The organism is Nocardia sp. NPDC051911 (assembly GCF_040681035.1).
Taxonomy (GTDB): domain Bacteria; phylum Actinomycetota; class Actinomycetes; order Mycobacteriales; family Mycobacteriaceae; genus Nocardia; species Nocardia sichangensis.
This window is the reverse complement of the sequence record NZ_JBFAXY010000015.1, coordinates 174,947-181,360: the sequence shown is the minus strand read 5'-3', so window position 1 is coordinate 181,360 and position 6,414 is coordinate 174,947. Positions and strand designations below refer to the sequence as shown.

The 6,414-nt window shown below is 61.3% G+C and carries 6 protein-coding genes and 1 pseudogene; 3 read left to right on the top strand and 4 right to left on the bottom strand.

Features of this window, described 5'->3' with window-relative positions; translation table 11 throughout:
• Positions 1-60 precede the first annotated feature (60 nt).
• From AB0L97_RS20580 to AB0L97_RS20565, 4 genes are all read right to left on the bottom strand, one after another.
• Positions 61-537 carry an ESX secretion-associated protein EspG gene (locus tag AB0L97_RS20580; RefSeq protein ID WP_364431774.1) on the bottom strand — a complete coding sequence of 159 codons (477 nt, stop codon included), beginning with the start codon at positions 535-537 and terminating at the stop codon, positions 61-63.
• 91 nt (positions 538-628) lie between these two features.
• The gene (locus tag AB0L97_RS20575; protein WP_364431771.1) at positions 629-1,831 is read right to left on the bottom strand and encodes a WXG100 family type VII secretion target; all 1,203 of its coding nucleotides are present in this window, start codon (positions 1,829-1,831) and stop codon (positions 629-631) included.
• 9 nt (positions 1,832-1,840) lie between these two features.
• Positions 1,841-2,275, bottom strand: a complete 435-nt coding sequence (locus tag AB0L97_RS20570; RefSeq protein WP_364431768.1) for a hypothetical protein — start codon at positions 2,273-2,275, stop codon at positions 1,841-1,843.
• 85 nt (positions 2,276-2,360) lie between these two features.
• Positions 2,361-2,939, bottom strand: coding sequence for a DUF3558 domain-containing protein (locus AB0L97_RS20565; RefSeq protein ID WP_364431765.1), 579 nt, complete (start codon positions 2,937-2,939; stop codon positions 2,361-2,363).
• A gap of 425 nt (positions 2,940-3,364) precedes the next feature.
• On the opposite strand from AB0L97_RS20565, the pseudogene AB0L97_RS20560 reads away from it, so the two are divergent.
• The 3 genes and pseudogenes from AB0L97_RS20560 to AB0L97_RS20550 all read left to right on the top strand — a co-directional run.
• Positions 3,365-4,534, top strand: a pseudogene (locus AB0L97_RS20560) (IS110 family transposase); the annotation flags it as partial.
• The gene (locus AB0L97_RS20555; RefSeq protein WP_364431787.1) at positions 4,511-5,050 is read left to right on the top strand and encodes an Lsr2 family protein; all 540 of its coding nucleotides are present in this window, start codon (positions 4,511-4,513) and stop codon (positions 5,048-5,050) included. The pseudogene AB0L97_RS20560 and the gene AB0L97_RS20555, both read left to right, overlap by 24 nt.
• A gap of 401 nt (positions 5,051-5,451) precedes the next feature.
• The gene (locus tag AB0L97_RS20550; RefSeq protein ID WP_364431763.1) at positions 5,452-6,411 is read left to right on the top strand and encodes a toll/interleukin-1 receptor domain-containing protein; all 960 of its coding nucleotides are present in this window, start codon (positions 5,452-5,454) and stop codon (positions 6,409-6,411) included.
• Positions 6,412-6,414 lie beyond the last annotated feature (3 nt).

Genomic DNA, 6,414 nt, shown 5'->3' with positions numbered 1-6,414 from the left:
AGGCCACAACAACCGACGCGACAACACGCCGGAAACGGGATGCCAGCTGGCCCACTTCAGCTAGCGAGACTGGCCACTTTCACTTAGCGCCATCAACGTCGCGGGTTTATGCTGACCAGCTTCACGAGCAGGGATCGACTTCGCCAGATGCGCCGGGAGATCGTCGGGATTGAACAGGCGCAGTCGGATTGGTCCGTCCTGTTCGACGTTGGCGGTCTGGTAGAGCGATACGGCCTGGTGCTTGGTCCGCGCACCCACGATCCGGTACATCCGCACGCTGCCGTCGCGGCCCTTGTGCTTGATAGTGCCGCCAAGAATTTCGATCCGCAGGTCCGAGGTCGTCAGAGTGTCGAGAGCAAGCTGGATCCGCTCCATCTCGTCCGAGGAGTAGCGCTCGCGCACGCCCACGCGGTGCGCCGCGAACTCGTCGCGAAGCGCGAAGCGGCTCCGGTAGTGCAATGGATTGGGAAAGCGATCGTTGGCGTCGCTGTACCAAAGAGCAGCGAAATCATCCGGATCCCAAGTCCATTCATCCATACAACGTCCATTCGTTCATGTCAGCCACCCATCGCGCTGCAAGCCGTTGCGGCGACGGCACATCCTCACGCGTTTGCGCGTCTGCCAGCGTTCAGATTTCCGTGGACTCGGTCGTTGGGCTGGCCTCTGTACCCTCGTCGTCGTCCGTCGAGAGACCGACGTACTGCGGGTCCCGGCCGATAACTCCCGCCGGTATGGTCCGCGGCAGCTCGCCGATCAGCTCAGCGGAGTTCTCCTTGTTGATCAGGTAGTCCGGAGTCTTGTGGGTGGACTCTTCCTCGGACTTGCCACGACCAGCGCCGCCCATCCCAGGCACCATTCCCGGCGTGCCGATGCCTGCGCGACTGCTCGCCAATGGGCTGGCCGCGGACGCGTTGACGCTTGGGTTCAACGTACCCGGCACGCTGCTTCCGGGGAGGGGCGCACGACTTTCAGGGCCGCCCGGAACAAGAGAATTCGGCGTGTGGGGCGTGCTCGGGGAGAGCGTGCTGGTCGGCACAGTGCTGGCTGGCGTGGTAGCCGGAGAAGTGGGTGTGCCGGTGTCGGTCGCCGTCGGGTCGTAGCCGGTCGACTTGGTCACCGGCGAATCAGAATTCGGCTGCTGCATCAATTCGTCCGTCGTGGGCGCCTCCTGTGCCTGATCCGTTGGCGCATTGGGCGAGCCAGGACCGTCCGGCGAGCCGGGGCGTCCAGGGGACGACGGGCTGAAGCTGTTGTCTACAGTCGGACTGGTTCCGGGGTTGAACGTCGGGGTGTCGGACTGTTGTGTCGGATTGACCCCGGACGGCAAGACGGGCACCTGCGCGTCGTAGTCAGCGAAACGCGTGACGTAGATGTTGTGCATGGCGTCGCGGGCACTCTGTTCAGCCTCGTTGCGGGAGCGCTCTTCCTCGGCAGCACGAGGCGGCCAGACATTCGCAGTCCACGAGTGATCGGCGTAGCCGGGGATCGCATTGCGGGTATCGACGATGGCCGCCGCCGATTCAGTGATCTTGTTCGACAGCTGCGTCAGCATCGGCTCGAGTGTCCGCGCAGCGTCGGTGTACCGCTTGATCGCGTCCTTAGCAGCATCAGCCGCCGACCCTTCCCATGCCTGCGAGATCGAGCTGATCACCGATCGGGCGAAGGTTTCGACGCCTTGGTCCCACATCGTCGCGGCGTTGGAGTACTGCACGGCCGCGTTGTAGGCGTTGTGGGTGTTGAGTGACTCGAATGCGTCCTTGATCTCGTGGTGCGACCAAGCGCCGGTGTACTCGCCGTTCCCCGGGATCTGCTTCGGTTCGTTTTCCTGCATGGACGACCGTCACTCCTTCGCGAAGGGCACTGAGAAGATGCGCTGCGGCGCCGGGGCTTGCTGCGGCAACGTGGCCTCGAGCTCGCGGTAGCGCGCACCCCACTCGGCGTCCTGCTCGCTGTAGCGCTCACGGATAGCACGGAACAGATCCTGGATGTCCTCAACCACCCGGTAGTGGGACTCCATCACCGCATACACGCTGTTCTGGGAGCCTTTGGCCTTCTCCCGGTACCGCTTGACCATGGTCGTTCCAGACACCAGCTCATTGCCGCTCTTGCTTCGGTAGTGCTCGCCGAGGCCCCAAGTCTGCTGCTGCGCGATGTCGGTCATCATCTGCTGGATATCGCGAATCCTGGCCTTGAAGAACTCGCAGTCACGATCAACATAGACGAACTGCTCCGGATCCATCCGCACCAGCAGCCGGCCCTCGCGTGCGTCACTCACCAAGTTCGCCAACGGCCGAGGTAGGTTGTCGTCCCCGCTCAATGAATCCAGCCTCTCTATCAGTGCGTCTTGGCCACCAACCCGCTCACGCCGTCGCGGGCACGGTCGGCACCACTTTCTCCGCGAGCATCCGGGCAAGCTCACATGAATCAACGCTGCCCGTGTCACGGTTCGAGGCTGGGTTATTGAGGTTGAACTCCAGGCTGCCGCCCTGCATCGACACGTCCACCGTGCAGGCCTCCTTGATGTAAGGGCCGTCGAACTGCCGGGTGGAGATCGCCCGGCGGCCGGCAATGGTGAATTCCTGTGCCTCCGGGAGCTGCTTGGCACGCACAACCTCGACGGTCAAATTGGTCGTGCGGATGCTCACCACGTAGCCGTTGGATCGGCCGTACCGGCAGCCGCGCCACTTGACGCCGCCTGCTGCCTCCGCATCCGCTTGTCCTCTGAGCGTGAGGTTCTCCGATGACAGGACGTCGGCCGGGATGTCCTTACAAGGGTCGTACCCCTGGGGCGCACCAGCTGCAAGGGATGGCACTGCTATAGGCGAAGGACTGTCCGAAGACGCGTGACCCCCACTACTCGAGGATCCACATCCGACGAGCGCCACAGCCGCAACGATCGCCAAGCCTGAAATGCTCACTGTTTCGCCGCAGCGTGTCATCTGGCTCCCCTCACGGCCTCGGCGCACTGGTGGCGTCAGGTGAATCAGAACCCGGCACCTGGCTTCCTGTTGGCTGCCTCGGTGCACCGTACCGTGAGCCTCTTTGCGCTCGCAAGCACGCCTATTGCGCGTCCGCATAGCGAATCGGCGCTGCTGCAACATGTTTCATTCACTTGTGCTGAATCCGATGAGCCTTGACTCATCGCACCGCCATGGCGCCGTTGGCTCCGAATACACCTCTGGACGTCGTACATGGCTGGCACACCTCCGATCCTGTCCGAAGGCTTATGCAAGAAGGCCGACGCGACGCCCGAATGAAAGGCACGACTCGACCGCTTGTGAAGGTCTGCGCTTCGAGCGCTTCTTCGAGAGTGCCGGCGAGTCGTTCAGGACCCGATGAAGGACCGTTGAACGGAAGTATGACTGTGCAGCAGAAGATCTGGGCAGGCATCGACGTAGGAAAGGCAGCACACCACTGCATCGTCGTTGATCATGAAGGCGTCGAATTGTTCTCACAGCGAGTGCCGAATGACCACGCAGCATTGGACTCGCTGATCACCTCGGTGCAAACCCTCGTTGAGGGTGCCGAGGTCACTTGGGCGACCGACCTCAGCCGAGGCTGCGCTGCCCTGCTCGTTGCCTCGCTCATGCACCGAAGCCAGCGGGTCGTCTTCATCCCGGGACACATTTTTCATCACGCGGCCAAGTCTCAATCGGGCGAGCGGAAGACCGATGCTAAGGATGCAGCGGTCATCGCCCAGCAGGCACGCACGCGACGGGACCTGCGGCCGATCCACCATGTTGATGAGGCTACGGCGGAGTTGCGCCTGCTCACCGCTGAACGCGCCAGCTTGTCAGAAGACCGGATCCGGAACATCAGCAGAATGCGGGCGCTGCTTATGGAATGCTTTCCCGCCCTGGAAGCTGCGTTCGACTTCGCCCACAGTAAGGGCGCCTGCATCCTGCTGACCAGGTTTCAGACGCCGCAGGCGATCCGAGCGGCCGGCGTCGACGAACTGGCGGCGTGGTTGAAGAGCCTCAAAATCCGCAGCGCAGGGAAAATAGCGGCAACCGCCGTCGAGGCCGCTGACGCTCAACAAATCGCTCTTCCCGGGGAGGCACTCGCGGCCAGCCTCGTATCACGACTCGCTCAAGCCAGCCTCGACCGGGACACCGAACTCGCCCACATTGACGCACAGATCGAGGCCCGTGTCCGTCGTCACCGTGACGCCGCGATCATCCTGAGCATGCCCGGCTTCGGCGTTTTACTGACGGCCGATTTCGTCACGGCGATCGGCGGTGACGTCAGAGCATTCCCCAACCCAGGCAAGCTAGCAGGACTCTGCGGCCTCGCTCCTGTACCGCGCGACTCGGGGCAGGTCCGTGGCAACCACCGACGCCCTCGTATCTACAACCGTCGTCTGCTGCGCGCCTGCTATCTCTCAGCGCAGGCGGCCCGGATGTGCGATCCAGTATCAGAAGCGTTCTACCAGCGTAAACGTTCCGAAGGCAAGACTCACGTCCAGGCGGTGCTCGCCCTCGCGCGCCGTCGGGTCGACGTGCTATGGGCGATGCTGCGCGACCGCACGCTGTATCAGGCGGGACTACGGGGGGTCCGCGGGCAGGGGCAGGACGGTCGTGCTGAACGGCAAACAGGCGTCGTCGGTGCCAGTACGCTTCCCACGGCGTCATCGCCGCTGGGCCACCCTACTGCAGAGCCGTGCTTGTCCTTATACGAACCCATCCGAGTGCGGCAGGAAGCGCTGGGGCGAAGGCGTTGGGCGCGAGCGCTTGTAGGCAACGGCGACAGCGACAACAAATTGCCGATAATGGAGACCATCGGGTTTTCTCTCGATGGGGTCGGTTACAAGATCACGGTGACCGCCGTCCAAGCCGAGCAGCTACGAAACGCGTTCGGAGAGTGGACAACGCATGCACGTGAGGTAGGCCGATCAACACAGACAGCCGATCGTAATGGGCCGCAGGATGTCAGGGGTCCACAAAGCAGAGCTATCCGCGCATGGGCCCGCAGCCGGGGATATCGGGTGTCCGACCGGGGACGTATTGCGACCACTCTTGTTGCGGCCTACCAGGAGGCGCATGGCCAGTGATCAATCCGAGCCCGATGCCCACAGCCAGCGCACAGGCTGATGGATCATGATGTTCAAGCCGGGCAGGCAACTGCACCCCACCCGTTCAGCAGCCTGGCCGACCCGCTGCTGCGAAGCCGACGGATCAGTGCGCCCACGGCCCGAATGCCGCCGCTCTCTGGGCAGCCAACCCCTGCAGCAAGGAACATCTCGCCAAGTACTCGGAACGAAACGTTCATCGTCCGCTGACTCGATAAGGCCCGAGCAAGTTGCACACGCGATGCGAACACAAGGCTTCGTCATATCTGGAGCGGGGTTCCGCAGTGCGTTCAACAATCCACGATGGCACACCTCAGCATCCCGGCATCGGCTACGCTCGACGAAGATGCAATGCGCTACCGAGAGGCCCCGGGCCGGGAGGGATGACTGTGCAGCACGATCTCTTTATTGCCTACTCACGCAAGAACAGCCGCTTCATAAATCGCTTGGTAGAAGATCTTAAAAGCTATCATGTCGATGTTTGGCTCGATACAATCGAGCTGGAAGTTGGCGACCTAGTCAGTCTCAAGATCGAAGAAGCAATCGAGAAGAGTCGCTACTTTTGCATCGCCATCTCGCCGGCCGCGCTCGCATCCTATTATGTTCGACAAGTGGAGTTTGAATCCGCCTTTACGGTCATGACGCGAGACCAACGAGAGTCATTCATTCTTCCAATTCTGGTACAGCCGGTTGCCGATAAACTGCCCGCCCGCCTAGACGGTCGGCATTATCTTGATTTTACGCGCAGGAATCGATACAGTGAAAATGTGCGTAAAATTTCCCGAAAAGTACGACTGCACTCTGACGACTTCAGTGGAAGCCGCTGGTACAAGTCGCTTGAGATTTCTTCACTTGGCCAACCGACGGGCATCGGTGCGCTGACCCAAGTAGCACCCACAGGATCATCCTACTGTATCTATTGGGATAAGGGCGTTGTCGACCGAGTCGACGTATTCCAAAATGCCAATCTGATCAATTATAAGAAATTCGGTTATGACGATCGCGGGCGAGTGGTAGAAAACCGCATGTACTCCCCCGACGGTAAAGGCGGCTGGCATGTCGAAGAGGATGTCTGGTACTACACCTATCATCCGCAGACGGGCCGAAGGTGGAAAAAGTATATGAAGTACGACGGTGCCCGAAGTGGGCGCGAGCTCACCTATAACGAGCATGGCCGTCAAACAGAGGAGAATATCATCACCGAGAGCGGCGATCCCGACACCTCGTACGGGTATGCACGCAAGGTATTCGAATACACCGATGACGACTCCGTAATCGAGCACTGGTACGACTACGATGGCGATCTTATCCAGGTCGTGGATTCACGCAAGCAATCGGCGTAGTGG

Bases quoted from the DNA above. Each gene is read 5' to 3' on its own strand.
- AB0L97_RS20580 (WP_364431774.1), bottom strand. From the start codon at position 537: ATGGATGAATGGACTTGGGATCCGGATGATTTCGCTGCTCTTTGGTAC.
- AB0L97_RS20575 (WP_364431771.1), bottom strand. From the start codon at position 1,831: ATGCAGGAAAACGAACCGAAGCAGATCCCGGGGAACGGCGAGTACACC.
- AB0L97_RS20565 (WP_364431765.1), bottom strand. From the start codon at position 2,939: ATGACACGCTGCGGCGAAACAGTGAGCATTTCAGGCTTGGCGATCGTT.
- AB0L97_RS20555 (WP_364431787.1), top strand. From the start codon at position 4,511: ATGCTGCGCGACCGCACGCTGTATCAGGCGGGACTACGGGGGGTCCGC.
- AB0L97_RS20550 (WP_364431763.1), top strand. From the start codon at position 5,452: ATGACTGTGCAGCACGATCTCTTTATTGCCTACTCACGCAAGAACAGC.